The sequence below is a fragment of the Curtobacterium sp. PhB115 genome, assembly GCF_003752025.1.
In the GTDB taxonomy this organism is placed as follows: Bacteria; Actinomycetota; Actinomycetes; order Actinomycetales; family Microbacteriaceae; genus Curtobacterium.
In genome coordinates, this window is sequence record NZ_RJKR01000005.1 from 860,861 (window position 1) to 885,187 (window position 24,327).

27 protein-coding genes are annotated in these 24,327 nt (G+C 72.8%); 11 read left to right on the forward strand and 16 right to left on the reverse strand.

Going from position 1 to position 24,327, the window contains the following annotated elements:
* Nucleotides 1-194 precede the first annotated feature (194 nt).
* Together EDF19_RS04280 and EDF19_RS04285 are read right to left on the reverse strand one after the other, a co-directional pair.
* Nucleotides 195-998: an NAD(P)-dependent oxidoreductase gene (locus EDF19_RS04280; protein WP_123679640.1), complete on the reverse strand. Its 804-nt coding sequence runs from the start codon at nt 996-998 to the stop codon at nt 195-197.
* Between the two features lie 10 nt (nt 999-1,008).
* On the reverse strand, nt 1,009-1,905 hold the full coding sequence (locus EDF19_RS04285; protein ID WP_123679641.1) for a DUF559 domain-containing protein: 897 nt from the start codon (nt 1,903-1,905) through the stop codon (nt 1,009-1,011).
* A 274-nt stretch (nt 1,906-2,179) separates the two neighbouring features.
* Between EDF19_RS04285 and EDF19_RS04290 the strand changes: the two genes are divergently transcribed.
* Nucleotides 2,180-3,175, forward strand: coding sequence for a LacI family DNA-binding transcriptional regulator (locus EDF19_RS04290; protein ID WP_123679642.1), 996 nt, complete (start codon nt 2,180-2,182; stop codon nt 3,173-3,175).
* Nucleotides 3,176-3,329: 154 nt separating this feature from the next.
* Here EDF19_RS04290 and EDF19_RS04295 read toward each other — a convergent pair whose 3' ends face one another.
* Nucleotides 3,330-3,974, reverse strand: a complete 645-nt coding sequence (locus EDF19_RS04295) for a TrmH family RNA methyltransferase (protein WP_123679643.1) — start codon at nt 3,972-3,974, stop codon at nt 3,330-3,332.
* A 421-nt stretch (nt 3,975-4,395) separates the two neighbouring features.
* Nucleotides 4,396-5,091 (reverse strand): TetR/AcrR family transcriptional regulator C-terminal domain-containing protein, encoded by a 696-nt coding sequence (locus EDF19_RS04300; RefSeq protein ID WP_123679644.1) that lies wholly within the window; start codon nt 5,089-5,091, stop codon nt 4,396-4,398.
* 158 nt (nt 5,092-5,249) lie between these two features.
* Here EDF19_RS04300 and EDF19_RS04305 point away from each other — a divergent pair, with 158 nt between their 5' ends.
* Both EDF19_RS04305 and EDF19_RS04310 read left to right on the forward strand, forming a co-directional pair.
* Complete coding sequence (locus EDF19_RS04305; RefSeq protein ID WP_123679645.1) at nt 5,250-6,047, forward strand: HAD-IIA family hydrolase; 798 nt, start codon at nt 5,250-5,252, stop codon at nt 6,045-6,047.
* 2 nt (nt 6,048-6,049) lie between these two features.
* On the forward strand, nt 6,050-6,862 hold the full coding sequence (locus tag EDF19_RS04310; RefSeq protein WP_123679646.1) for a methyltransferase domain-containing protein: 813 nt from the start codon (nt 6,050-6,052) through the stop codon (nt 6,860-6,862).
* Nucleotides 6,863-6,993: 131 nt separating this feature from the next.
* On the opposite strand, the gene EDF19_RS04315 is transcribed toward EDF19_RS04310, so the two are convergent.
* A complete protein-coding gene (locus EDF19_RS04315; protein WP_185022665.1) occupies nt 6,994-7,905 on the reverse strand; it encodes a CPBP family intramembrane glutamic endopeptidase in 912 nt (303 codons plus the stop codon).
* A 37-nt stretch (nt 7,906-7,942) separates the two neighbouring features.
* On the opposite strand from EDF19_RS04315, the gene EDF19_RS04320 reads away from it, so the two are divergent.
* On the forward strand, nt 7,943-8,632 hold the full coding sequence (locus EDF19_RS04320) for a metal-dependent transcriptional regulator (RefSeq protein ID WP_123679648.1): 690 nt from the start codon (nt 7,943-7,945) through the stop codon (nt 8,630-8,632).
* 581 nt (nt 8,633-9,213) lie between these two features.
* Here EDF19_RS04320 and EDF19_RS04335 read toward each other — a convergent pair.
* A complete protein-coding gene (locus EDF19_RS04335; protein ID WP_123679651.1) occupies nt 9,214-9,858 on the reverse strand; it encodes a HEAT repeat domain-containing protein in 645 nt (214 codons plus the stop codon).
* A gap of 132 nt (nt 9,859-9,990) precedes the next feature.
* Here EDF19_RS04335 and EDF19_RS04340 point away from each other — a divergent pair, with 132 nt between their 5' ends.
* Nucleotides 9,991-10,944 (forward strand): aldo/keto reductase, encoded by a 954-nt coding sequence (locus EDF19_RS04340; RefSeq protein WP_123679652.1) that lies wholly within the window; start codon nt 9,991-9,993, stop codon nt 10,942-10,944.
* Nucleotides 10,945-11,180: 236 nt separating this feature from the next.
* On the opposite strand, the gene EDF19_RS04345 is transcribed toward EDF19_RS04340, so the two are convergent.
* Nucleotides 11,181-13,544, reverse strand: coding sequence for a septum formation family protein (locus tag EDF19_RS04345; protein ID WP_123679653.1), 2,364 nt, complete (start codon nt 13,542-13,544; stop codon nt 11,181-11,183).
* Entirely contained in the window at nt 13,541-14,092 is a 552-nt protein-coding gene (pyrE, locus tag EDF19_RS04350; RefSeq protein WP_071404348.1) for an orotate phosphoribosyltransferase, read from the reverse strand. Before pyrE ends, EDF19_RS04345 begins: the two co-directional genes overlap by 4 nt.
* Before the next feature lie 86 nt (nt 14,093-14,178).
* Between pyrE and EDF19_RS04355 the strand changes: the two genes are divergently transcribed.
* Together EDF19_RS04355 and EDF19_RS04360 are read left to right on the forward strand one after the other, a co-directional pair.
* Nucleotides 14,179-15,846, forward strand: a complete 1,668-nt coding sequence (locus EDF19_RS04355; RefSeq protein WP_148071030.1) for a hypothetical protein — start codon at nt 14,179-14,181, stop codon at nt 15,844-15,846.
* Nucleotides 15,847-15,910: 64 nt separating this feature from the next.
* Nucleotides 15,911-17,227: a M23 family metallopeptidase gene (locus EDF19_RS04360; protein ID WP_123679655.1), complete on the forward strand. Its 1,317-nt coding sequence runs from the start codon at nt 15,911-15,913 to the stop codon at nt 17,225-17,227.
* Here the strand turns inward: EDF19_RS04360 and EDF19_RS04365 are convergent.
* The 6 genes from EDF19_RS04365 to EDF19_RS04385 are packed head-to-tail and all read right to left on the reverse strand — an operon-like array spanning nt 17,224 to nt 20,268.
* On the reverse strand, nt 17,224-17,997 hold the full coding sequence (locus tag EDF19_RS04365; protein ID WP_123679656.1) for an aminoglycoside 3'-phosphotransferase: 774 nt from the start codon (nt 17,995-17,997) through the stop codon (nt 17,224-17,226). The two genes, EDF19_RS04360 and EDF19_RS04365, sit on opposite strands and share 4 nt — an antisense overlap.
* Before the next feature lie 7 nt (nt 17,998-18,004).
* A complete protein-coding gene (locus EDF19_RS04370; RefSeq protein ID WP_123679657.1) occupies nt 18,005-18,607 on the reverse strand; it encodes a hypothetical protein in 603 nt (200 codons plus the stop codon).
* Nucleotides 18,604-19,260: a hypothetical protein gene (locus EDF19_RS19020; protein ID WP_185022666.1), complete on the reverse strand. Its 657-nt coding sequence runs from the start codon at nt 19,258-19,260 to the stop codon at nt 18,604-18,606. The genes EDF19_RS04370 and EDF19_RS19020 overlap by 4 nt, the downstream gene beginning before the upstream one ends.
* A complete protein-coding gene (locus EDF19_RS19025; RefSeq protein WP_185022667.1) occupies nt 19,257-19,628 on the reverse strand; it encodes a hypothetical protein in 372 nt (123 codons plus the stop codon). Before EDF19_RS19025 ends, EDF19_RS19020 begins: the two co-directional genes overlap by 4 nt.
* The gene (locus EDF19_RS04380; RefSeq protein WP_123679659.1) at nt 19,625-19,816 is read right to left on the reverse strand and encodes a DUF2273 domain-containing protein; all 192 of its coding nucleotides are present in this window, start codon (nt 19,814-19,816) and stop codon (nt 19,625-19,627) included. Before EDF19_RS04380 ends, EDF19_RS19025 begins: the two co-directional genes overlap by 4 nt.
* Nucleotides 19,813-20,268 carry an Asp23/Gls24 family envelope stress response protein gene (locus tag EDF19_RS04385; RefSeq protein ID WP_123679660.1) on the reverse strand — a complete coding sequence of 152 codons (456 nt, stop codon included), beginning with the start codon at nt 20,266-20,268 and terminating at the stop codon, nt 19,813-19,815. Before EDF19_RS04385 ends, EDF19_RS04380 begins: the two co-directional genes overlap by 4 nt.
* A 120-nt stretch (nt 20,269-20,388) precedes the next feature.
* Here EDF19_RS04385 and EDF19_RS04390 point away from each other — a divergent pair, with 120 nt between their 5' ends.
* Together EDF19_RS04390 and EDF19_RS04395 are read left to right on the forward strand one after the other, a co-directional pair.
* Nucleotides 20,389-21,225, forward strand: coding sequence for an exodeoxyribonuclease III (locus EDF19_RS04390; protein WP_123679661.1), 837 nt, complete (start codon nt 20,389-20,391; stop codon nt 21,223-21,225).
* Between the two features lie 113 nt (nt 21,226-21,338).
* Nucleotides 21,339-21,587: a nuclease gene (locus EDF19_RS04395; protein ID WP_123679662.1), complete on the forward strand. Its 249-nt coding sequence runs from the start codon at nt 21,339-21,341 to the stop codon at nt 21,585-21,587.
* A 15-nt stretch (nt 21,588-21,602) separates the two neighbouring features.
* Here the strand turns inward: EDF19_RS04395 and EDF19_RS04400 are convergent, their stop codons facing one another.
* Both EDF19_RS04400 and EDF19_RS04405 read right to left on the reverse strand, forming a co-directional pair.
* Nucleotides 21,603-22,001 (reverse strand): aldehyde dehydrogenase, encoded by a 399-nt coding sequence (locus tag EDF19_RS04400; protein WP_260216916.1) that lies wholly within the window; start codon nt 21,999-22,001, stop codon nt 21,603-21,605.
* Nucleotides 22,002-22,232: 231 nt separating this feature from the next.
* Nucleotides 22,233-23,156 (reverse strand): AEC family transporter, encoded by a 924-nt coding sequence (locus EDF19_RS04405; RefSeq protein WP_123679664.1) that lies wholly within the window; start codon nt 23,154-23,156, stop codon nt 22,233-22,235.
* A gap of 86 nt (nt 23,157-23,242) precedes the next feature.
* On the opposite strand from EDF19_RS04405, the gene EDF19_RS04410 reads away from it, so the two are divergent.
* Nucleotides 23,243-23,839, forward strand: a complete 597-nt coding sequence (locus tag EDF19_RS04410; protein WP_123679665.1) for a nitroreductase family protein — start codon at nt 23,243-23,245, stop codon at nt 23,837-23,839.
* A 59-nt stretch (nt 23,840-23,898) separates the two neighbouring features.
* Nucleotides 23,899-24,312, forward strand: a complete 414-nt coding sequence (locus EDF19_RS04415) for an acyl-CoA thioesterase (protein ID WP_123679666.1) — start codon at nt 23,899-23,901, stop codon at nt 24,310-24,312.
* The last annotated feature ends 15 nt before the right edge of the window (nt 24,313-24,327 follow it).

A 24,327-nucleotide genomic window follows, 5' to 3' on the forward strand; every position in this document is an offset into this window, starting at 1 on the left:
GGGGCGGGGGGCGTCGCCCGGCACCGGCGCTCGCCCGCGTTCGCCCGCGCTCGCCAGCGTTCGCCCGCGTTCGCCCGCGCTCGCCAGCGTTCGCCCGCGTTCGCCCGCGTTCGCCCGCGTTCGCCCGCGTTCGCCCGCGTTCGCTTCGTGAGCAGAAATGGTCGGGTGGCCTCAGGTCACCCGACCATTCCTGCTCACGAAGCGCTGCGCCCGAGGGGCAGTTCGACCATCCCGCCGCCGAGGGTCCGCAGGTCGTCGGGCGGCAGAGCCTCGCGGGCGTCGGCGTCGAGCACCGCGGACGCGTCGTCGTGCGGGACGAATCCGATCGCCTCGCCCGCCGACAGGTCCGCCGGCGACCCGGAGTTCCGCGACAGCGCCCACACGACGTGGTGTCCGGGTTCGCGGAGTTCGACCGTCGCCAGGACGAGCCGCACCAGGTCGTCGGGCGAACTCCACATCAGCAACGCCCGCGACGACGACGGCCGCTCTCCGAACGCCCCGATGCGCGCCGAGACGACCGACATGTCGTACCGGTCGGCGAACAGGCTGCCGAGCAGTTCCATCCCGGCCTTCGTCACGCCGTAGTACGTGTCCGGCCGGGGCAGCCGATCGCCCGGGACGCTCCCCGGCTGCTCGAGCGGTTCGGGGACGAGGCCGACGGCGTGGATCGAGCTCGCGAGCATGACCCGGAGCACCCCGTTCGCCGCCGCCCGCTCCAGGACGTTCTTCGTCCCCGTCAGGTTCGCGGCGATCAGGTCGTCCCACGGCGCCTCGGTCGGGATGCCCGCCAAGTGCACGACGGTGTCGACCCCGGCGAGCGCGTTCTCGAGCGCGTCGACGTCGTTCACCGAGCCGGCGACGAACCGCTCCCCCGGCGAGACCGGGTCGTCCGGGGTCCGTTCGTCGAGCAGGACGAGGTCGTGTCCGGCCGCGCGGAGCCGAGGCCGGAGTGCAGCCCCGATGCGTCCTGCGGCCCCGGTGATGAGCAGCGTCGCCATGCCGCGGACGCTACCCCCGACGCGCGAGCAGTGACCTCAGGTGATCGACCGCACCGTGCGCGTGCGGGCCCAGGTCGGACTTCGCCCACCGGACGACGGCCCACCCGAGCCGCTCGACCTCGCGGTACCGGCGGAGGTCCCGTCCCCACTGTTCGGCGTCGGTGCGGTGCTGGTCCCCCTCGTACTCGATCACGATGCGCTGCTCCGGGTAGGCCATGTCGATGCGGCCGACGAACCGCCCGGCTTCGTCGAGGATGTCGAGCTGCAGCGTCGGCTCGGGCAGTCCGGCTCGCACGATCGTCAGCCGCGCCCTGGTCTCCTGCGGCGAGCCGGCGCCGACTCGCACGAGCTTGAGTGCCGCCCGCAGCTTCCGGACACCTGCGCGCGCCCCGGCCCGGTCGAGCGCTCCGCGCAGGTCGTCGATCGTCGTCGCGCACCGCCGTTCCGTCACGACCGCGTCGCCGAGCACGACGAGTTGGTCGACGGCCAACAACGCTCCGCACTCCACCCACAGCGCGGCAGGGGTGCTCACGGGCATCCCCCATCGCTCGACGACGGCAGCCCGGTCGGCGGTGATGCGGTGTCCGACGACCCCGGTCCGGCGCGGTTGGGCGACGGGGATCCGGCTTGTGATGTGCACCGGACCTGCGGCACCGACGGGCACGGGCAGCTCCCACAGCGCGGCAGCCGAGAGGTGGCTGACGAACTGTCCGGGCAGCAGGATCTGCCGGAACGCCCGGATCCGTTCGACGTCATCGGGTGGGCGTCCGCGCGCCCAGCGGATCGACCGGGTCGGCCGGACCAGGTCTCGCCGGCGGAGTCGTTGTCGGCAGACACCCGCACGGTCAGCGGCCCCGACGTCGAACGGCCGGTACCGGAGCGGGGGTGGAAGTGGGCGTGCTCGCATGCCCACCACACTCGCGCCCCGCGCTCCCGCAAGCCGGGCGGAACGCACCTTCCGTGCACAACGTGACCCGCGCCTCCCGTGTGGAGGAGTGACCACACGCACATCGTGAGCAGAAAAGGTCGAGTCGGGACCACGCACCCGACCATTTCTGCTCACCAAGCGAAGCGCAGCGCACCCGCGCCCGCCCGCGCCCAGCCCCGCCCCGCCCCACCGCCCATGTCACGTCAACCGCCGCTACGATCGACCCACGAACCAACGGAGGTCGAACAGCATCATGGGAGACGGCAAGCCCGCGACCATCTACGACGTCGCCGCGCGCGCCGGGGTGTCGAAGTCCCTCGTCTCCCTCGTGCTGCAGCGCTCCCCCCGCGTCAGCGACCAGCGCCGGCAGGCCGTGCTCGAGGCGATCCAGGAGCTCGACTACCGCCCCTCCACCGCTGCGGTCTCGCTCGCCGGCACTCGCAGCCGCACCATCGGCGTGGTCCTCGACGACTTCCGGAACCAGTGGTTCGTGGACCTGCTCACCGGCCTCCGCGAGGCGCTGCAGGACCAGGGCCACCGCCTGGTCGTCGCCGACCGGTTCCTCAACACGGGGCTCGACGCCTCACCGGTCGAGGGCTTCCTCTCCATGCGCGTCGAGGGCATCGTCATCGCGGGCGAACCGACGACGGACCTCGCGATCCCGGCGTCGATGCCCCTCGTGATCGCCGGCGGCCGGGTGTCGATCCCCCGTGCGGACACCGTCGCGAACGACGACCGCGCCGGTGGTGGCATGGCCGCGGAGCACCTGCTCGCCCTCGGCCACACGCGGCTCGGCTTCGTCGGGGCGGCTTCGGCGGCGTCGAAGGAACGCCGCACGGGCTTCGAGGCGACCGTCGCAGCCGCTGCGGGTGCCCACGTCGCCGCCGCGGTCCTGCCCGGCGAACCCACCGAGGACGCCGGATCCCGTGCACTCGGTGCCCTGCTCGACGCGCACCCCGACGTCACCGCGGTGTTCGCGGCGAACGACGTCATGGCTCTCGGAGCACTGTCCGAACTCGCCGAACGCGGACTCCGTGTCCCCGAGGACGTCTCGGTCATCGGCTACGACGACACCCCCGTCGCCGCGACGCGCTACGTCGCCCTGACGAGCATCGACGACCGCAGCGTCGAGATCGGCCGCGGCGCCGGCGAACGCCTGCTGGCCCGCATCGCGGACCCGGGACTCGCCGCGACGGAGGTCCTCGTCGAACCCCGCCTGGTCGCGCGTCGCACGACCGCCCCGCGCTGATCGCGCAGCACGCACCCCCGCTCCCCTGCTCCGCCGCACCGGGCACCCCGCACTCCGCACTCCGCGCCCGGCCTGGAGGCCCGCCACGCGTCCGCCCCGCACGCTTCGTGAGCAGGAATGGTCGGGTCCAGTGCCCGGACTCGACCTTTTCTGCTCAGGAAGCGTCCGGCAACCGGGCGTGCTGGACCACCCAGCTGTGCATGACGATCGCGGCCGCGGCGGAGGCGTTGATGCTCCGCGTCGACCCGAACTGCGTGATCTCGAGGTGTCCGGACGCTCCCGCGACGGCCTCGTCCGTGAGGCCGGGGCCCTCCTGACCGAACAGGAAGACGCAGCGCTCGGGGATCACGGCGGTCTCGATGCGCTCGGCGCCGGGGGTGTTGTCGATCGCGATCACCGGGCGCTGCTCTTCCGCCATCGCCGCGAGGAAGGCCTCGACGTCGGGGTGGTACCGGACGTGCTGGTAGCGGTCGGTGACCATCGCACCGCGCTTGTTCCACCGCCGGCGGCCGATGATGTGGACCGTGCCGGCCAGGAACGCGTTGGCGCTCCGCACGATCGACCCGATGTTGAGGTCGTGCTGCCAGTTCTCGATCGCGACGTCGAATGCATGCCGACGGGTGTCGAGCTCGGCGACGATGGCGTCCATCGACCAGTACCGGAAGTGTTCGAGCACGTTCCGGGAATCTCCCGCCGCGAGCAGCTCCGGGTCGAGCCGCGGGTCGTCCGGCCAGGGCTCGGGGTGTGGGCCGACCCCGTTCGTCGTCAGCTCGTGCGACGGTTCGGGCGCAGTGGTCACGGCTCCAGCGTACGGCGAGCCCGGGGCCCCCTCGCACCGTGCGAGGTGCAGCCCTGCGGCGCCCTCGCACCGTGCGACCGGCGCGCCGGGAGCGTGCGAGGTTCCGCGCTCCGTGCGGGGCCCCCGCCGTCGCACACTGCGCGACACCTCGCACCGAGCAGCTCAGCGCCGCCGCACCCTCGCACCGTGCGACCCCAGCGGCCTCAGCGCCCCGTGCACCTGCACCGTGCGAGGTTCCGCGCTCCGTGCGGGCCCAACGCCCTCGCACACTGCGCGGAACCTCGCACCGAACGGCTCAGCGCCGCCGCACCCTCGCACCGTGCGAGGTGCAGACCCGCCGCACCCTCGCACCCTCGCACCGTGCGACCCGCGGCGACCCGCGGCGACCCGCCCCGCCCCGCGCCCCGCCCCGCGCCCCGGGTCAGTGGACCCGCGCCTCGATCCCGGCGATGAGGATGTCGAGCCCGAGCGCGAAGCGGTCCTCGTACGAGTGCGCCCCGACCATCTCGCCGACGAGCGCGTGCCGCTCCGGGCGTCCGGCCTCGGAGTCGCCCCTCCCGACCTGCACGCCGGTGTGCCCGACCACGAAGTCGTACACGACGAAGAAGGCGTACATCGCCTCGGCGTCGGGCAGCCCGGCGGAGCGGAGCGCCCCGACGACCTTCGCCACGACGGCGTCGGACTCCGTGGAGACCAGGGCACCTCGGCGGCTGTGCGACTCGAGCACGAGGGGGTGCGTCAGCATCAGGTCACGGAAGGTCGTCGCGAAGGTGCGCACCACCGCGTGCCACTCGTCCGGCCAGACGAAGGTGGCGGTGAACTCGTCGACGGTGCGCCGTACGAGTTCGGCGTGCAGGTCGTCGAGGCCGCCGATGGTCCGGTGCACCGTCATCGGAGCAACGCCGAGCCGGACGCCGAGGGCCCGGAAGGACAACCGGTCGATGCCGTCCTCGTTCGCGATCGCGGTGGCGGCGTCGATGACCTGCTCGCGGCTCAGCACGTTGGGTCGGCCACGGCGTCGTCGCGGCGTCCCGTCGACCAGGCCCGGCACCGCATCCGGAGCCGACGCCGCGGCGGGTCGGGGCGTGGTGGACGGGTTTCCGGGTTCGACGAGCACGGCGGGTTCTCCTTGATTCGGTACGTGTCCCGAAAAGCCTAGGGCAAAAGCCGACCGGCGTTCGGTGTCTCGACCTTCTCGGGTCCGCGAGCAGCGCGCAAGAGCCGATCCGTGCCTCCCGGCCCTTTCATGGTCAGCCACGCCGTTAGGGTGAGGCCATGGGTACCCGCAACGACGTCGAGTGCTGGCTGACCGACATGGACGGCGTGCTCGTCCACGAGAACAAGGCGCTCCCCGGCGCCCCCGAACTCATCCAGCAGTGGCTCGACGAGGGCACCGAGTTCCTGGTGCTCACGAACAACTCGATCTTCACGCCCCGTGACCTCAGCGCCCGGCTCCGGAGCTCGGGCCTGCACGTTCCCGAGGAGCGCATCTGGACGAGCGCCCTCGCCACGGCGGACTTCTGCCGCTCCCAGATGCCCGGCGGCTCCGCGTTCGTGATCGGCGAGGCCGGCATGACCACCGCCCTGCACGAGGCCGGCTTCATCATGACCGAGACCGCGCCCGACTACGTCGTCGTCGGCGAGACCCGCAACTACTCGTTCGAGGCGATCACGAAGGCCGTCCGCCTGATCCGCGACGGTGCCCGGTTCATCGTCACGAACCCGGACGCCACCGGCCCGAGCGCCGAGGGTGTGCTGCCCGCCACGGGCGCGATCGCCGCGATGATCGAGAAGGCCACCGGCAAGCAGCCCTACGTGGTCGGCAAGCCGAACCCGATGATGTTCCGCTCCGCGATGAACCGCATCGGCGCCCACTCCGAGAACACCGGCATGATCGGCGACCGGATGGACACCGACGTGCAGGCGGGCATCGAGGCCGGGCTCCACACCGTCCTCGTGATGACGGGGATCAGCGACCAGGCCGAGATCGACCGCTACCCGTTCCGTCCGAGCGAGGTCATCTCCGGCGTGCACGAGCTCGTCCGCACCGAGCCCTTCGAGGTCGAGATCTAGCGGTGCGCTGGGAGCCGTCGCGGTACGCCGCGTTCGCGGACGACCGCGGGCGTCCCTTCCACGACCTGGTCGCGCAGGTCGCGTGGCCGGCCCGTGACGGACGGGAGGCGCCACGTCGCGTCGTCGACCTGGGCTGCGGTCCCGGGGCCCTCACGGCCACGTTGGCCGCGCGGTGGCGTTCGTCGCCGGTGGTCGGGATCGACAGCTCGGCGGAGATGCTCGCGTCGGCTGCGGCCGACCCCGCTCTGGCCGACCTGCCGAACCTGTCGTTCGCGCTCGGGGCGATCGAGGACTGGATGCCCGGGCCGACCGACGACGTGGTCGTGACGAACGCGGCGCTGCAGTGGGTGCCGTCGCACGTGGCACTGCTGCCGCGCTGGCTCGACGCGATGCCGTCCGGGTCGTGGTTCGCGATGCAGGTGCCGGGCAACTTCGGGTCCCCGTCGCACGCGCTGATGCGGTCGATCGGGGCGTCCGGGCCCTGGGCGTCGGCGCTCGACGGCGTTCTGCGGTCGGACCCGGTGCTCGACCCCGCGGGCTACCTGGGCATCATGCTCGACGCCGGGTTCGCGGCCCGAGCGTGGGAGACGACGTACGCGCAGCTGCTGCCGGGCGAGGACCCGGTGCTCGACTGGGTGCGCGGCACCGGGCTGCGACCGGCACTGGCTGCCCTCGACGCCGCCGATCCGACCGGTGCGCTGACGGCGGAGTACGTCGACCGGTACCGGGCGGCGCTGCGCGAGGCGTACCCGGCGAGCGACCACGGCACCGTGTACCCGTTCCGTCGGGTGTTCGCCGTCGGCCGCAAGCCCTGACGGCCCGCTCCGTAGCTGCCGCGCACCGGGCGGCCCGCGCACCGGGCGCGGAAGCGCGCCGGGCGCGGAAGCGCGCCGGGCGCGGAAGCCCGCCGGGCGCGGAAGGCCGCCGCGGCTCTGCAGCCGGGCGCCTACCGGGCCGAGGCCGGCGCTGCCAGGTCGCCACGGGCCTCCAAGGCGAACGCCGCCATCGGCGGCACCGAACGCCACCGCCGCTCGAGCCGCCGCGGCCGGTCGTCCCGCCATGCGACCACGCCGCCGGCCACGACGCCGAGCGCGAGCACCCCGAACGAGAACAGCCCGATCAGCCCGAGCACCGCCAGCCGGCCCTGGTCGTGCACGTCGGCGGTGGCGGAGTAGCCGATCGACCCGAAGTCCCAGAACGCGTGCAGCAGCACCGGGACGAGCAGCGAACCGGTCAGCCGCCGGGCGAGGTAGAGCGTCGAACCGAAGGACGCCGCGAACACCACCTGGATGAGCGTCGGCCCGATCCCCGCACCGGCGAGGGCGTTGAGCAGGTGCAGCAGCCCGAACAGCACGCAGGACAGCGCCCACACGCCGAACTCCGGCAGCCGTCGGCGGAGCCCCACGAGCAGCATCCCCCGTGCCATCAGCTCCTCGAAGACCCCGACGAACAGCACCCCGACGGTGAGCAGCAGGAAGTAGTGCGCCGGCAGCGCCGTCCACTCGATGAGCGGCAGTCGCACCACGCACACGACGAGGATCAGGATCGGCGCCGTCATCGTCCACCGCAGCGTCGTGCGGGTCCGGTCGACGGTGGCGATCCGCCACCAGCCGAGTGCCGTGACGACGAGGCAGAGGGCCACGGCGGCGATGCCCTCCGGGATCACGAGCGCCCGGACGACGCTGTCGACGGTCTGGCCGAGGGCCGGGTAGTCGTCGCTCGGTCGCGACCGCCAGGCGCTGATCGCCGCGAAGACCACGAGCGGGGCGAGACCGATGAGCAGCGACGGCGGGACCGGCCACCGGCGACGCCGGCCGGGAGTCGTCTTCGCGGGGGTGGTCGGCGCGGTCGTGGTCACCTCCCGGTTGTACCAGGCTGGCCGTACCATTGGCGGTATGCGCCTGCCCTCCCTGTCGACCATGGCGGAGGACTACGTGAAGCTCGTCTGGAAGGCCGGGGAGCGTGGCGGTACCGGCCTGGCGACCAGGGACATCGCGGCGACGCTCGGGGTGTCGGCCTCGACGGTGTCGGGCAACCTGAAGAAACTCGACCGCGACGGCCTCATCGAGCACACCCCGTACTACGGCGTCGTGCTCACCCCGCTCGGGCAGCAGGTCGCCGTCGCGATGGTGCGGCGGCACCGGCTCATCGAGACGTTCCTGGTCGAGCGGCTCGGCTACTCGTGGGACGAGGTGCACACCGAGGCAGAAGCCCTCGAGCACGCGGTCTCGGAGCAGTTCCTCGACCGGGTCGACGCGGACCTCGGACACCCGACGCACGACCCGCACGGTGACCCGATCCCCGGTGCGGACGGGGTCGTTCCTGCCACTCTCGGCACCCTGCTCGGGGCGATCGAGCCCGGATCCTGCGGCACGGTCGACCGGGTCTCCGACGACGACCCGTCGCTGCTGCGCTACTTCGACGAGCTCGGCGTCGGGCTCGGCACGCACCTGCGGGTCGAGCGGGTGCGGGACTACGCGGGCGTGATCGCGGTGTCGCGGCGGGGCACGGACGGGTCCGAGTCGATGGTCGACCTGCCGGCCGCGGCGGCTTCCGCCATCTGGCTGGCGCCCGACGCCGACTGAGCGCGAGGCGGGTCACGACACCCCGCTCACGTCCGCCGAGTGGTCACAACACCCCGCTCACGTCCGCCGAGTGGTCACGTTCCGTCGCCCGGAGCCCGCTCAGCCGACAGTTCGCGACCACCCGGCGCGCCACGCACGGGGTGTCGTGACCGCGCTGCGGCTCGCGAACGCGCGTGCCACCGGACTGGAGGCGCGTGGCGGCCGGGCCACGGGCCTCCTGTCCGGCGGTCCGGCCGGTCACAACACCCCGCTCACGTCCGCCGAGAGGTCACGTTCCGTCGCCCGGAGCCCGCTCAGCCGACAGTTCGTGACCACCCGGCGCGCGACGCACGGGGTGTCGTGACCGGCCGAGGGCTCGCGAACGCGCGTGCAATCGGACTGGAGGCGCGTGGCGGCCGGGCCACGGGCCTCCTGTCCGGCGGTCCGGCCGGTCACAACACCCCGCTCACGTCCGCCGAGTGGTCACGTTCCGTCGCCCGGAGCCCGCTCAGGCGACAGTTCGCGACCACCCGGCGCGCGACGCACGGGGTGTCGTGACCGGCCGACGCACCCGGTGCGCGAGCGCGCGGGCACGGCCGCGCTCAGCCCTTGGCGGACCGCGTGCGACCGAGCGCGACCTCACGGCGGGCCCGCTCGAGCGCGTGCGAGGACGCCGCGTCCGGGTCGTGCAGCAGCCGTTCGGTGTCGGCGACGTGCTCCCGGACGGCGTCGGAGCCGCGCTCGGCCGCCGTCGCGAGGACCGGCGCGACGGTCTCCTCACCGAGCCCCACGAGGGCACGCGACAAGCTCAGCCGCCGCTCCCGCGCGCCGATGCCGAGCTGCACCGCGAGCGTCCTGGCCAGGGCGTCGCGCTCGTCGTCGGGGACGAGTGCGACGGCGGTGCGCCAGGCGGCCCGGAGCACCTCGTCGTCGTGGTCCGCGAGCAGGGGCTGCACGGCGGGCCAGGCAGCGGGGTCCCCGACCTTCGACAGGGTGTGCAGCGCCTGGCTCCGGGCCTGCGGCTCGGGCTGTTCGAGCTCCGGCAGGACGCGCGCCACGACCTGCGGCGCCGGGTGCCGGGTGAGGGCCCAGGTCAGCATGTCCCGGACGAAGAAGTCCGGCTCGACCGCGCACCGCTCCACGAGCACGTCGAGGTCCGCCGGGTCCGGGGTCGTCCCCGCGGCCATCACCGCCTGCAGCCGGACCGAGGACCGGGGGTGGGCGAGTGCGTCGGTGAGCGTGGTCATGGGTCCATGCAATCCCGCGGTACCGGGGTGGTGTCAAGACTCGGGGCATAGCGTCGGGAGACGCGCGGTCCGCACCGAGGACCGCGGCGTCGACCAACTCCGATCGACTCCACGACCACGAAAGGACCCCGCATGCCCCGCATCGGTTCCAGCGACCTGCACGTGTTCCCCCTCGCCCTCGGCGGCAACGTCTTCGGGTGGACGGCGGACGAGTCGACCTCCCACCAGGTCCTCGACGCCTACACCGCTGCGGGCGGTGACTTCATCGACACCGCCGACGTGTACTCGGCGTGGGCACCCGGCAACGAGGGCGGCGAGTCCGAGCGGGTCATCGGCTCGTGGCTCCGCGCCTCGGGCAAGCGTGACGACGTCGTCATCGCGACGAAGGGCTCGCAGCACCCGGAGTTCCAGGGCCTCGGCGCCGACACCGTCGCGGCTGCTGCCCGTGCGAGCCTGCAGCGCCTCGGCACCGACCGGATCGACCTGTACTACGCGCACTTCGACGACCAGTCGACCCCGCTCGAGGAGACCGTCCGCGCCTTCGACCAACTCGTCACGGACGGCATCGTCCGCTACACCGCGATCTCGAACTACTCGAAGGACCGCGCCGAGGAGTGGATCCGCATCGCGACGGAGAACGGCCTCGCGCAGCCGGTCGCCATCCAGCCGCACTACAACCTCGTCACCCGTGAGCCCTACGAGTCCGAGATCGCACCGTTGGCGAAGGCTCACGGGCTCGGTGTCGTGCCGTACTTCTCGCTGGCGGCCGGGTTCCTGACGGGGAAGTACCGCTCAGCAGAGGACTTCGCGGGTAAGGACCGCGAGGGCCAGGTCTCCGGCTACTTCAACGACGAGGGGCTCGCGGTCGTCGACGCGCTGTCCACCATCGCCGAGGCGCACGACGCCGAGATCGCCACCGTGGCCCTCGCCTGGCTGCAGGCGCAGCCGGACGTCGTCGCGCCGATCGCCAGTGCCCGGAACACCGAGCAGCTGCCGGCGCTCTTGGCGTCGGCGGACCTCGAGCTCAGCGCAGAGGAGCTGCAGACGTTGTCCGACGTGTCGGCGAAGGTGCCCGCTGCCGCCTAGCCCGGCCGGCTGGCCGCGCGGCGTGCGCCATGCGTGTGCATGTTCCGACATCCCACCTGTCGTTCGACGGGTGGGATGTCGTTCGTTGCACGTGCATCGTGTGCGCGTGCATGTTGCGACGAAACACGCGTCGATCACGTCGTGGTTCGTCGGAACATGCGCACGCACACACGCACACACGCACCGCAGCCGCACAGCCGCAGCCGCAGCCGCAGCCGCCGCCGCAGCCGCAGCACCTACCCCACCGGCGCGAGCGACCCCGTCAACTCCTGCCCGGACGACCGCGTCACGAAGCACGACAGGTACCGGTCACCCTGGTCCCACGTCGCCTGGTCCGGCGCGTACGAGCCCTGCACCTGCACGTCCCCGACCGACGCAGCGGCCGAGGTGTTCAGCGCAGCGGCGCCCTGGCACTGCTCCGCGGCCTGGGCGGCGAGGGCCTCGGCTCCCGGGTAGGTGTCACCGCTGACCGGCAGGCGCGCGGTCAGCTGGGCGATGTGCGGCGATGCGCAGTCGACGACGGTGAAGGACTGCGCCCACGCGTTCGTGAACGGTGACAGGCACTCGCTGCCGGCCAGGTCGGTCCAGGGGTGCTCGCCCGGGAGCGCCGGCGTCGTCGCGAACTGCAGCGTCGTGGCCGGTGCCGCGGCGTCGCTGGACTGCTCGGTCGAGGGTTCCGCCGAGGGACTGGCCGCCGGCGTCGACGCTGCGGCCGCGGGGGACTTCGTCGGCGCGATCGCCTTGTCCGCGATGTTGTTGCCGAGGATCCACTGCGACAGGAAGAACACGGCGACGATCAGCACGAGGATCAGCACGATCGAGCCGCCGATGAGCAGCTGCTTGCCGCGCTTGCCCTCGCTCCGCAGGCGTGCGGCTCCCTGGTTGATGAAGTTGTCGCGCTCGCCGGACTGCGTCGCCGGCGCGGCCGATGCGTACGGGGTCCGACCGGGGCCGGGCGCGTGCGCCGGCGCGCCAGCCGGACCGCCCGGCGCAGCCGCCGGTCCGCCCGTCGCCCCGGATCGGGACGGCGCAGCAGCGGCCGGCATCATGCGGGTGCCGGTGTCCTCCGGGTCGTAGCCGGTGCCGCCGAGCTGGCCGACGGCCTCGGTGCCGAAGAGGTCCTTGATCGCGCTCGTGTCGCTCGTCTCCCGACCGTCCCACTCGGACTGGTCGAGGTCGTCCGGAGCAGCGGCGGGCAACGACGCGGGCTGCTCGGCCTGCTCGCCGGTCTCGTCGCGACGGATGCCCATCACGGCGTCGAGGTCCTGCCCCACCGCGGGCGGCAGGTGCGCCGGGTAGCCGCTGCCGGGCGATCCGGCACCGGCGGCCGGCTCGACGAGCGGCGGCGCGGCGGTCGGCGGCACGGTCGCGTCGGGCTCGTCCCACCACGGCAGACCGGCAGCCGGCAGGGCCGTGGTCGGCGCATCGGCCTGGAGGCCCGGGGCTGCGTCCGCCCCGCCGGCAGCGGCGGTGTCCCGGCTCGCGTCCACGGCGTCGGCCGGCTCCGGCACGACCCGTGCGGCAGCGGGCGTGGCCGACGGGACCGCGGGCGGAGCAGCGGGCACAGCCGGCGGGACCACCGGCGCGGCAGCGGGCACGGCCGGCGGCACCGGGAACGCCCGCGGCGCCTGCACTCCGTCGATCGGGGTGTCGGTCTCGCCGGAGACGACCTCGTCCTCGGCCCCGATCTCGTCGGCGAGCGACCACGAGCCGCTGCCACCGAGCGTCGTCGTGTCGAACGAGTCGCCGGTCAGTGTCCTGGAGGCGTCCGTCGGGACCTCGCCGGTCTCGTCGGCTTGGATCGACCAGTCGAACGGTCGGGGGTGTGCGCCGGTCGGCTCGGGGTCGGAGGACGCGCCAGCGACCCGCAGCAGGTCGGTGAAGCTCGGCGGCTCCTCGGTCGGCGGCAGCACGTTCTCGACGCCGAGCGGCTGGTGCACGACCGGGCCGGTGGGCGTCGCGTGCGAGCCGGTCGCCCGGCCGAGGAAGTCGACGTCGGCACGGCCCTCGCCGAACGGGTCGACGCGGCGCCGTTCGTCCTCGATGGCCTTCGCCGCGGCGGCGCGCTCGTCCCGGTGGGTCTGCGCGGTGGGCAGCACGATCGACGAGGGGTGCGGCGCCGTGGGGTTCGGCGGGACGTCGGCGGCGGCCGGGATCCGGTCGTGCAGGGTCGAACGCTGGTGCTCGGCGGCGGCGTCGGGGTTCTCCGACGGAGCGAGGAGCTCCGGGGGCATCGAGATCGCCTGCGTCGCGCCGTCGTCGAACGACGGAGCAGCAGGCGCAGCAGACGCGGGGTCGGCAGGCGCAGCAGGCGCAGCAGGCGCAGGATCAGCCGGTGCAGCGTCCTCCGGCTCGGCCACGAACGGCTCGGGCAGCGGTGCGCCGGTCTCCCGCGCGGTCCGCTCGGCCTCGCGGCGCTCGCGCCGGGACGGCCAGTCCTCCTCGCCCCGGGGAGCCCCGAAGATGTCCGCGGCGCTGCGGAGACCGTGGAACGGAGCGTCCGGGTCGGGCGCGCGCTGAGCCTCCAGGCCGTCGTCCCCGTCTACCGGGCCGGCGGTCTCGTCGGGATCGCGCGCGTCGTCCGGACGCTCCCCGCTCACGCGGTCAGCCCCAGATCAGCCAACCCGATCGCGGCGAAGTAGGGGTACCCGGCGGCTTCGATCGTCTCCTTCGCCCCGGTGTCGCGGTCGACGACGACCGCGACGGCGGCGATGATCGCTCCCTCGCGCTCGAGTGCCTCGGCGGCCTTGAGCGGCGACCCGCCGGTCGTGGAGGTGTCCTCGAGCACGACGACGCGCTTGCCCTTGAGGTCCGGACCCTCGACCTGCTTGCCGCGGCCGTGGTCCTTCGGCTCCTTGCGGACGACGAACGCGTCGTAGGTCAGGCCCTGTGCAGCGGCCTGGTGCAGGACGGCGCTGGCGATGGGGTCGGCGCCCATGGTGAGGCCGCCGACCGCGGAGACGTCCGGCACCTGCTGGACGAGCTCGGTCATGACCTGTCCGATCAGCGGCGCGACCCGGTGGTCGAGGCTGACCTTCCGGAGGTCGATGTAGTACGTCGCCTTCTTCCCGCTGGTCAGGGTGAAGTCGCCGTGGAACACCGCTTCGGAGGAGATGTACTGGATCAACTGTTCGCGCGCGTCGGTCACAGCGCACAAGGGTAGCCGGTCGGGCTCGCAGCGCGCTCCCCCGCTCTGTGGGGTCGTGCCGAGCAGCGCTCGGTACGCTCCGGAGCATGCCCCGAGCACCGCGTCGCACCCCCGTGGCGTCGGCCCCGTCCGGCGGCCGTCGGACCGGTGGGGTGGGCGTCGCGATCGGACGGGAGGCCGTTGGTGCGTTGGTCGCACTGGCCCTGGCCGTCATCGCCCTCCGCCACGTCGTCGCCACGGAACGGGTGGCGTTGCTCTGGTACGACGGCGACTCGGTGCTCCTGCCGCTGGTGCGGCGTTCGCTGGACCTCGGGCAGCCGTTCGAGTGGGCGATGTCCCCGGCCTTGTTCTTCTTCCCGGAGCTGCCCGTCTACCTGCTCTGCTCCGTCGTGACGGCGACCCCGCAGCAGGCACTGGCGCTGAACGGGGTGCTGGTGCTGCTCGCCGTGTACGCGCTGGTGCGCGCGGCGGCGAACGAGCTCATGCCGTCGGCCGGTCGCCCGGCACGCATCGCGGTGTCGGCGGGCGCGCTCGCCGTCGTGACGTTGGTGGTCCTGACCGAGTCGTCGGCCACCGCGACCTCGCTCGAGCTGGGGTCCCTGCTGCTGACGACGACGTACTACTACGGCGCCCTGCTGGCGATGCTCGGCACCGCGGTCCTCGTGCTGCGGGCGGTCCGCACGGGCCGGGCGTCCGTCGTGGTCCTGGTGGTGCTCGGCCTCGTCGCGGCGTGCACGACGGCGTCGAACCCGCTGTACGTGCCGTGGTCGGCTGCCCCGGTCGTGGTGACGCTCGTCCTGCTCGCCGCGGTGCGCCGGGTGCCGTGGCGGCTCGCCCTGCTGGTGTCGGCGGCGACCACCGTCGGCTCGGTGGTCGGGTACCTGGTCCGGATCCCGCTGCGGCCGTTCGTGTCGCTCGATCCGGCGACGTACGTCCGGCCCTCGCGCGCCGGCAGCACCCTGCAGTTCTTCGCCGCCCTGACCGACGAACGGGCCGGGACCGCCGCCGGCGACGCCGGGCTCCTGCTGCTGTTCCTCGGGGTGCTCGTCACCGTCGGCGGCACCGTGTGGGCCTGGCGGGTCCGGACGGCGCGGACGGTGCTCGTGGCGACCGTGCTGCCCCTGGTCACCGTGGTCGCCGTGTCCGTCGGGGTCGTGGTCGCCGGCTCGCAGACTCCGCGCTACCTCGAACCGATCGTGACGGCACCGCTCCTGGCGCTCGTGGCGGTGGCCGAGCTCGCGCGCACCGCGGTCCGACGCACCCGGGTGCACAGGCCGTTCCGCGGGGTCCGGGCCACGGTGGCGATCGCCGGGGCGGCCGTCCTCGTCACCGGGGTCGCCGTCGCACCGGGCACCGCCAGTGCCGTGGCCACCGCGCGGTACACGCCGTCGTCGTGCCTCGACCGGTGGGCGGACGGCCGCGACGTCGTGGGGGTCGGGCAGTTCTGGACGGTGCGGCCCCTCGCCGCGTACGCGTCGTCGAACGTGCAGCTGCTGCAGGTCCGCGACACCTTCGAGACGTACCCGTGGCTGGTCGACCTCGGGGCCTACCGGGACGCCGACCCCACGTTCGTGGTCGTCGGGTCGCGCGACCTCTGGACCACCGCGGTCGAGGACTCGCTCGGCGCCCCGGCGACGATCTCGCACTGCACGGGCTTCGACGTCTACGACTACGCCGGGACCGCCGGGGCCGACCGGCTCCGGCGTGACGTGGTGGGGAGCGCCGACGTGATCCGGCGCGAACGCGGCTTCTAGGAGTTGTCCACAGCGGCGCGTTGCCGCCCGATCTTCTCTGTACGGATGTATAGGCTCGTGCTCGATGTCCCACGCCACCAGCCGCCGCGCCCCTCGTGCCTCCCTGCGCCTCCGTCTCGCCGTCACCGGACTGGCGCTCGCGGGTCTCGTGGGCACGGTCGTCGTCGATGCCCCGGCGGCACAGGCGGTGACCTACCCCACGTGGGACGAGGTCAAGAGCGCCCGCGGCGAGGAGAGCGCCAAGCAGGGCCAGATCACCGAGATCAAGGGGATCATCAGCGAGCTCGACGCGAAGGTCGAAGCCGCCCAGGCGAAGGCGCAGGAGCTCGGACAGGTCTTCTTCGACGCGCAGTCCGACGCGCAGGAAGCCGCCGAGAAGGAGCAGAAGCTCCGCGCCGACGCGGACGAGCACGCGAAGGTGGCCGAGCAGAGCGCCGCACAGGCCGGGCAGTTCGCGGCGCAGATGGCACGCTCCGGTGGTGCCGACGTCACGACCTCCGTGCTCACGAAGGGCGACGACGCCCGCGACCTCCTCTACGACCTGGGTGCCCTGAGCAAACTGTCCGAGCAGGCCGAACGCGTCCAGGCAGCGGCGGCCGTCGATGCCGGCGTCACCCGTTCGCTCGAGGCCCAGGCCGACCGCGCCGCGGAAGAGCTCGAGACCCTCGCCGCGAAGGCCGAGGCCCGCATGCAGGAAGCACAGGCCGCCTCGGACCAGGTCCAGGCCGCCTACGCCGAGCAGCAGTCGAACAAGGCCCGGCTCGACGCCCAGCTCGCGACCCTGACCTCCGGCCGGGTCCGGACGGAAGCCGAGTTCGCCAAGGGTGAGCGGATCCGCAAGGCGGCGGAAGAGAAGGCCGCGCGCGAAGCGGCACAGCGGGCGGCGGCGGCCCTCGCGGCGCAGAACTCCGGCGGCGGCTCCACCGGCAGCAGTGGCTCCGGGTCGAGCGGTGCCGTCGGTGCGGGCGGCGGCCAGGGGTGGGTCCGCCCGGCCAGCGGCTACGTCATCAGCCCGTACGGCTACCGCGTGCACCCGATCTACGGCACGGTGATCAAGCACGACGGCACCGACCTCGCGAGCGGCTGCTCCACCCCGATCGTCGCCGCCTCGGCCGGCACCGTCGACTACGTCGGTTGGTACGGCGGGTACGGCAACTACGTCCGGATCAACCACGGCAACGGCGTGCAGACGGCCTACGGCCACATCGTCGACGGTGGCTTCCGGGTCAGCATCGGCCAGCAGGTCTCCGCGGGGCAGCTCATCGCGCTCGTCGGCTCAACCGGCCAGTCCACCGGGTGCCACAGCCACATCGAGGTGCACATCAACGGCGCCACGACCGACCCCGTCCCGTTCATGTCCGCGCGGGGTGTCGCCTTCTAGTCGCCGAGGTCGTCCACGTCGACGTTCCACAGCGCCCGGTACCAAGCCGTCCGCTCCGGATCGTCGGGCAGCCCGTACGCCTCGTGGAACAGCGGCTCCCACCCCGGCCCGTAGTTCCACCCGAGCGCCATCGTCGCGACCGCGATGTCCGCCCACCGGTCCGCGACACCCGTGGCGTCCAGGTCGACGTGCCCGCTCCACCGGCCGTCGGCCCCGATGAGCGTGTTCGGCGTGCACGGGTCCCCGTGGCAGACGACGGTGCGGTCACCGGGCGGCTCCGGGCCCAGGCGGTCCGTGTCGGCACCAGCCGCACGACCACGGTCGAGCCGCGCCACGGTCGACCACGTGAACGGGCAGTCCACCACCGGCAGTGTGTCGTGCAGCGCGCGGAGCCCTTCGCCCACCGCGACCACCGCGGTCCGGGGTTCGTCGTGCCATCGGGGGTCGACGGCGCTCCACCCGGGAACGGCCCGGGTGCGGAGCCAGACGCCGTCGTCGTCGCTGCCGTGACCGAGCACCTCGGGCACGCGGACGTACCGGCCGGCCCAGGCGAGCCGGGCCGCCTCACCGTCGATCCACGCGGCGTAGGCGTGCGGCAGGACCTTCACGAACTCCTCGGCGTGCTCGTCGGGGCCGATCCGGAAGGTCGTGCCGCCGATCTCGTTGTGCCAGACCAGGGCGACCTCGCGGCCCCGGGCGGCCTCCACGACCACCCGCGGGACAGGGACGACGGCGTCCGGACCCGGCAACCCGCCGATCGACCGCACCACGACGGTCCTAGTGCACGCGGTCCGGGCGCGAGGACCCGGACCCACCGCGCGCGATCTCGAGCAGGACCGGCAGGCGTTCACCGAGCAGGGCGTCGAGGTCGGCGACGACGGACTCGACCCGTTCGGTGATCTCCCGCGGCGCAGCGCCTCGGCGCGGTCGGACCCGCACCCGGATCGCCCGGCCGCCACGGACCCGGTAGACATCGACGGCCAGCGAGGCGACCTGCGGCAGGTCCCCGATCGCCGAGGAGAGCGCGTGCTGCACGGCGGTGGACTCGACCCGCACCGAACCGGCGACGCCGTCGGCTGATCCGTCGCTCTCGACGACGGTGCCCTCGCGGCCCCCGCCGAGCGTCGTCAGCACCACGATCGCCAGGACGCCGACGACGACCCCGCCACCGAGCACCCACGTCCACGACAGCAGGGAGTCATCGCGCGACGTGTCCGTGCCGAGGCCCGCGAGCGCGTCGCCGGCGGTGCGCCACCAGGACGCCACGAGCGGCAGGCCCTGGGCCGTCTGCACCAGGATCGCGCCGACACCGCCGACGAACAGGACGAGCCCGACGACGACGAGTGCCGTCCGGCCGACCCCACGGTTGGTCGCGTTCATCCGTCCACCCGTCCGGTCGGCTGGACGCGCACCCGCGCAGCCAGGGCGGGGAGCGCGTCGATCGCGGCGAACTCCTGCTCGACGGCCTCGGTCGCGGCCACGGCGGGCACGTCGACGCCGGCGGCTGGGCGCAGCACCACCTCGACGGTCCGGCGGCCCACGGTTCCGATGGCGGCGTCCGGCCCGAGCCGCGTGACGGAACGGGCGGCCCGTGCCGCGGCGGATGCGAGCACCTCGTCGTCGACCACGACGGCGAGCCGGTCGGATGCCATCGCGTGGCGCGGACGCCGCTGCGGCAGGAGCCCCTGCAGCAGGAACACCAGGCCGACGAGGGCGACGATCGCCGCGATCCCGACGACGAGCGTGGTGTCGAGGCCGTCCGGTGCGGCGAGGGCGGCGTCCACCACGGCGCGCGGGTCGACGCCGAGGACGTTCTGGTCGAGCAGCACGAGGGCACCGGCGAAGACGGCAGCGGCTGCGAGCACGAGGGTGGTGAGCATCGCGATGACGACGGCGCCCGACCGGGACACGTGGGTCTCGCGGCGGAGCAGACGGCGGTACGTGGCGGCGTGCCCGCCACCAAAGACGACGGGAGCGCCGTCGCCAGCGCCAAGCCCAAGGCCAGGGCCGGCGCCGGCCTCGGTCCCGCTCACCGGACCCTCCGCGGGACGTCGACGACCGACGACGCGAACGTCACGGTCACCCGGGACACCTGCCGGCCGGTGATGGTGCGGACCCGATCGGCGATCGTGGCACGGGCTCGGTGCGCGGTGGTGACGACGGGTTCGTCGGGGACCGCGTGGCTCCCGAGCACGGGCAGGGTGAGCGGGGCGGTGATCTCGACCGCCAACGCACCGCGACCGTCGTCCGCGACCCGGGCACGGACCTCCCGGAAGGCCACGCGCAGCGACTCGGCCGCGACCGCCTGCGCGGTCCGGACCAGCGCGGTCGTGCCGATGCGGTCCGAACCGGGGATCCGTGCGCCGCTGTCGCCTGCCGTGGCGACGGCGGCGGTGCTCACGACGAGCTCCGGCGTCCGCGCAGCACGTCGAGCAGGCGTCGGAAGTCGACGTCTCCGGTGACGATGCGGGCGACCAGGCCACCGATCGCCATGCACACGGCGACGACGACGAACGCCCAGAAACCGAGGGTCACCGCGACGATCGCGAGGAGGGCACCGGCGCCCATCCCGACGACGGTGGCGTTCACCGGACCCGACCGTCCCGGACGTCCACGTCGTCGACGGTGCCGTTGAGCGCCGGGATGTTCACGTCGTTGATGGCGATGTTGACCTCGGTGACCTCGAGGCCGACGAGCTCGGTCACGGCCGTCGTGACGGCGGCGCGCACCGCGGTCGCGACGTCCATCATCGGGGTCGGGTAGTCGACGACGATCGTCAGGTCGACGGCGACCTGGGTCTCGCCGACCTCGACGCGGACGCCCTGGCCGAGCGCGCTCGAGCCGATGGCGTCGCGGATCGCACCGAAGGCCCGCGAGGCGTTCCCACCGAGGGCGTAGACGCCGGGGACGTCCCGCGCGGCGATGCCCGCGACCTTCGCGACGACGGTGTCGTCGATGATCGTCCTGCCCTTGGCGGTGACCTGCGTGGTGACGGTTCCCGTCGTCGCGGTCCCGTCGACGCGGTTCGTGGTCGATGCCATCAGTGCCTCCTGCGCTCGCTTGCCGGACTCCCAGCGAACACCATCGTGCCGTGCCACGCCCGAGAGCGGGAGGCGGCGCGCTGCACGTCCCGGTCGGTGGTCCCCGGTAGGTTCGAACCCATGCGCGTGGCGACCTGGAACGTGAACTCCGTCCGCACCCGAGTGGGTCGGATCGTCGACTGGCTGGTGCGCGAGGACGTCGACGTCCTCGGCATGCAGGAGATCAAGTGCAAGCCGGAGCAGTTCCCGGTCGACGCGTTCGAGGCCGCCGGCTACCACGTCGAGGCACACGGCCTGAACCAGTGGAACGGTGTCGCCTTCGCCAGCCGCCTGCCGATGGAGGACGTGACGCGTGACTTCCCCGGCCAGCCCGGCTTCCTCAAGGGCCACGAGGGTCCTGACCTGCCGGTCGAGGCCCGTGCGATCGGTGTCACGGTCGACGGCGTCCGTCTCTGGAGCCTCTACGTGCCGAACGGGCGCGAGGTCGGCGACCCGCACTACACGTACAAGCTCGACTGGCTCGCCCAGCTGGCCGACCGCACCACCGAGTGGCTCACGGCGTCGCCGGAGACCCCGCTCGCGCTGATGGGCGACTGGAACGTCGCGCCGCTCGACCAGGACGTCTGGGACATGCGGGTCTTCGAGGGCGCGACGCACGTCAGCGAACCGGAGCGTGCCGCGTTCCGGGCGTTCGAGGCCGCTGGGCTGCAGGACGTCGTCCGGCCGATCGTCCCCGACGGCTACACCTACTGGGACTACAAGCAGCTGCGGTTCCCGCGCAACGAGGGCATGCGCATCGACTTCGTGCTCGGCTCGCAGGCCTTCGCGGACGTCGTCACCGACGCTTCGATCCACCGCAACGAGCGGAAGGGCGATGCCCCGAGCGACCACGTCCCCGTGGTGGTCGACCTCGACCTGGACACCTCGCTCGACGACGACCGCCCGATGATCTTCTGAGCGGTCACAGGGTCGCGACGCGCTCTGTTACGCCCGGCGTCCGCCCTCGTTGAGCACGTGACGGCGCCGACGTAGATTTCCTGCACCGAACCCCTTCGAGAGCAGGTGAAGCCATGTCCCGTCCGACGATCCTTCCCATCCAGCGCGTCATGGCGACCGCGGCCCCGAGCGCCTGGCGCGACGGCATCGTCGTCGAGACCCGTCCCGCCGACGCGGTCGTGGTGTTCCTGGACGGCGGCGTGACCCAGCTCCGGGTGGCGGACGCCGACGGCTTCCTGTCGGTCGGCGACCCGGTCGCCCACCACCCGGTTGCGGAGATCCTCAGTGCCGGTGGCCGTCAGACCACGGCACGCACGGCCTAGCTCAGGCGGGTCCGCTCAGGCGGACATCGAGGCGAGCATGGCCTCACACTTCGCGACCATCTCGTCGCAGGCCATGGCGCAGTAGCGGCACGACTCGTCCATGTCCATGTGCTGCCGGCACTCGGCGGCGCACATCGTGCCCATCGTCATCACGGTCATGAGCATCGACTGCATGCTCGGCAGGTCCATGCCGGCAGGTCGCATCATCATGCGCATGCCGGTGTCGCCCATCATCGACGTGTTGGAGCACATCGCGGCGCACGTGGCCATCTCGCCGCCCATCCGCATGTCGCTCGCGGAGCACATCGTCGCGGCCATCGACGCGGCGTTCATCGCCATCATCGTGTCCTGCATCAGGTCCATGTCCATCGCCACGGGCATGTCCGTCATCGACATGTTCTTCATCATCGCCATCGTGTCCATCGGAGGTCTCCAGTTCCGTCGTGGTCACAGGGCGGGTCCGCCCCGTGGGTGCGAGCGTACGCGCGCCCTCGATGCACTTCGTGAGCAGCAGTGGTCGGGTCGGTGACCGCGACCCGACCGTTGCTGCTCACCACGCGGGGTGGTCGCGACCACGGCCGGCCGGGAGGCGCGGGGCGGGCCCGCCACGGGCCTCCCGGCCGGCCGCGGCGCGGCTCCACGGCGCTACGGGTGCAGCAGGGCGGCGATCGCGACCAGCACGGGGACCGAGCCGATCGTCGAGATGAGCACGACGTCGCGGGCCACCGGGACCGCAGCCCCGTAGCGCTGGGCGTAGTTGAACACGTTCTGGGCGGCAGGCAACGCCCCGAGGGTCGTGAGGACGAAGACGTCCTGGTCACCGAGCCCGAACACGTACCGGGCGAACACGAAGGCCACCGCCGGCATCACCACGAGCTTGATCGACGACGCCACGATGACGTCCGTGCGGATCTCCGGGTCCCGCAACGGCGTCGCACCGTGCAGGCTCATCCCGAAGGACAGCAGCACGACGGGCACCGCGGCAGCACCCACGAGCGAGAACGGCTCGAGCACGGGCGCCGGCAGCGGGATCCCGGTGGCCGAGAACACGAGCCCGACGAGTGAGGCGATGATGATCGGGTTGCGGAACGGCCCGGAGACCCGACGCCCCCAGCCACCGGACCCCGCGGTCGCCGCATCGAGGATCGTCAGGGCGATCGGCGCGATCACGATGAGCTGCAGCAGGATCACCGGCACGACCGCGGTGGCCTGCCCGAGGACGTAGACGGCGACCGGCAGGCCGATGTTGTTCGCGTTCACGTAGCTCGACGCCAGGGCGCCGACGGTCGTCGTGGTGACGGGACGGCGCAGCACGAAGCGGAACACCGCGGCGGCGCCGAGAGCCACGACGGCCGCGCTCAGCAGCGACACCCAGAGCATCGGGGACAGCAGCGACTCGATGTCAGCGGAGGCGATGGTGTGGAACAGCAGGCAGGGCATCAGCACGAAGAACGCGAGCCGACTCATCACGAACTGCGCGTGCGGGCCGAGCAGTCCGATGCGCCCGACGACGTACCCACCGGCGATGATCGCGCCGATGATCGCGAAGCCGGTCAACACGCCACCCATCGGTCCCATCCTCGCACTCCCCCGCGGCGGCATGTGACGTCACTCAGGTCGGAAATGCGTTTGCATCGAATAGCGTTGAGCGCACCATGACCTCGACGAACGCCGACACCCTCACCCGGTCCACCGACTCCAGCCAGCCCCTCGTTCCCCTGCTCGAGGAGCGTTGGAGCCCCCGCTCCTACGACGAGACCGCCACGATCTCGGACGCGCAGTTCGACGCCGTCCTCGAGGCCGCGCGCTGGGCCCCCTCCGCGATGAACTTCCAGCCCCGCCGCTTCATCGCCGGCCGTCGTGGCACCGAGACCTTCCGGAAGATCAACGAGAACCTGCTCGGCTTCAACGCCGCGTGGGCCTTCCGCGCGAGCGCCCTCGTCGTCGGCGTCCTCGAGACCGTGACCGAGGACGGCGAGGAGCGTGCGTTCGCGCAGTACGACCTCGGCCAGTCGCTCTCCGCCCTCACCGTCCAGGCGCACGCCGAGGGCCTGCACGTGCACCAGATGGCCGGGATCGACGCCGCGGGCCTCCGCGCCGCGTTCGACCTGCCCGAGCGCTTCCTGCCGTACACCGTGACCGCGATCGGCACCGTCGCGCACCCGTCGCAGCTCGACGACAAGGCCGCCGAGCGCGAGGTCGCCCCGCGCACGCGCATCCCCCTCGACGAGGTCGTCCTCGTCAAGGAGTAGTCCTCGCAGCAGCACGCGGCCGCGTCCCGGTGGGGGCGCGGCCGCTAGTATGTAGTGACATGCAGCCCGAGATGAACTTCTACACCCGCAAGTGGGTCCGCCCCGAGGACCTCAACGCCAACGGCACCCTGTTCGGCGGCAGCCTGCTCCGCTGGATCGACGAGGAGGCCGCGGTCTACGCGATCATCCAGCTCGGCAACGGCAAGGTCGTCACGAAGTACATGTCCGAGATCGAGTTCGTGTCCTCGGCGAAGGAGGGCGACATCGTCGAGATCGGCCTCGTTGCGACCCGCTTCGGGCGGAGCTCGCTGACGATGCGGGCCGAAGCGCGGAACCTCTTCACCCACCGCAGCATCCTCACCATCGACGAGGTCGTGTTCGTGAACCTCGACGAGGACGGCAACCCTGCACCCCACGGGTACACGGACATCACGTACGACCGCGACCGGGTGCCGGCGACCCACCGAGCGTGACACCGCAGACATCGC